Origin of the sequence: Streptomyces atriruber, from assembly GCF_001418325.1 — a bacterium.
GTDB lineage: Bacteria > Actinomycetota > Actinomycetes > Streptomycetales > Streptomycetaceae > Streptomyces > Streptomyces atriruber.
Genome location: NZ_LIPN01000577.1, coordinates 1 through 1,763, shown reverse-complemented (window position 1 = coordinate 1,763; position 1,763 = coordinate 1). Strand labels below are relative to the sequence as shown.

1 protein-coding gene is annotated in these 1,763 nt (G+C 71.5%); it reads right to left on the bottom strand.

All coding sequences use genetic code 11. The features are described 5' to 3' along the window. Window positions 1-1,289 (bottom strand): CHAT domain-containing protein (locus AOK03_RS44690; protein WP_244177932.1); only part of this gene is annotated, 1,289 nt, incomplete at its 3' end. Window positions 1,290-1,763: the final 474 nt, after the last annotated feature.

Sequence of the window (1,763 nt, the reverse complement as noted above, 5' to 3'; positions counted from 1 at the left end):
CCCAACCGGCCCTGCCCGTGGAGCAGGACCCCGGCTTTCCGCCCGCCGCGCAGGGCGCGCAGCGTGTGCTGGATTTCCGGGCGGCGGCCGACGAACATCTCCGCGGCCGCGACCCGTAGCTGGTGCTTGCGGTCCATGAACGTCTGGGTCCCGTGGTGCGGGGGCACCATCTGGCGTTTGCGGGTTCCTCCGACCACCGGGCCGCCACCGGTCGGCCCCAGCCACAGCCGCGCCAGGTGCCAGTCGGCGCGCTGTCGCTCATCGGCACAGGACAGCAGATGGCGGCGGGCGACGGCGACGGCCTCGGTCACCTCTACCCGGCGGCTGAGCTGCTGGTACAGGCGCTCGGCGAAGCGAGTGGCGGCCCGGTCGCTGACCGAGCCGTCCCATCCGATGACCGCGGGAATCCCGGCGGCCACAAGACCGGTGGCCATCGAGTGCGCCACGGGCACGCCGGGGTCGGCCGCCGGACCGCCGCGGTGGCCGGCACCGGCTGGAACATGCCCGGTCACGTCGGCACCGGTGGCGGTCAGGCAGGCCGACACGAACGCCAGCCGCGGCCGAGGAGTCAACAGGGCCACCAGCGCGTCCGCGCTCGTCGGAGAACCGTCCCCGAGGTCGTCTTCCATGAGCAGGACCGGGGTGGCGGGCCCGTCGGGCTCCGAGCGCCAGTTGTGCAGTCCGTGACACGACAGATGAACCACCGGCATTCCGCCGAGCTCGGACAGGCGCAGGCCAAGATGCTCGGGATTGCCGGAGTCCTCGACGACGAGATCAAGGCTCGTCTCTCCGGCGGCGGTGAGGATGGCCAGCTCCTCCGCCTCGTAGTCCAGTTCGTGCTGCCCCCGGGGTGCCGAGGCCATGAACGCCACCCCGAGCCGGTACTCGTCCAGGGCCTGCGCCGCACTCGGGTGACCGAGCCGACGCGCCACGGCGAACAACTTCGGCGACTCGGCCAGGAACCCGCCCTCGGGACCGGCCAGCAGCTCGTACGGGGCCCGCAGCAGCGCCCACGCGGCTGCGGACGGTCGCGCAGGTGCCCGGACCTCGAACACCAGCGGCGCCGACGCCTCGTCGAGCAGACGCCCCAGCTGGCCGAGGTCGCCGTCGAGCCACCGATACAACTCGCGTCCCACCGCAAGCAGCGCCTGTTCCTTGGAGCCGTTGCGCACGGCATCCACATACTGGTCGGCGACCATATCGAGCAGGTCGACGTCAGAAGCCCGCAGCATCCGACGGCGGCCGACCCGCCGCCCATCGACGACCAGCTCGAACCCGCCTGCGTCCACAATCAAACCGGCGACCATATGCCATCGTAACGTTACGTAGTGGTGCCGCTCCAGGGTTCACGGGCCTCAACATCCCTTTACTGAGCGCCAGTTGGACCGCCGGACACGCGACGGTCCTCCGATCTGGCCGGAAACCGCTCCGTCTACAGGCCCACCCCTAAGGGGTGCGTCTGCACCCTGGAGAGCACACGCCCCTTGGCCGAACGGTGGATGACGGGGGTCACACCCGCCGTGATGGTGGTGGGGTCGATCGCGCTGCACGCGCCTCACGCCACTCGCCCGACGGGGGACAACACATGGCAGAGCCGGAGAACCCAGAGAGAATCACCGCCACCCCAACCGCTCCCAGTCGCCGACACGTGCTCGCCGCCACCGCGGCCGGGGGCGCGGCCATGGCAATGGGCTTAGCCGGTACGGCCGGAGCCACCGAGGGGAGGCCCACCCCGGGGCCCGGGTCGACCACCGCCCCCACCA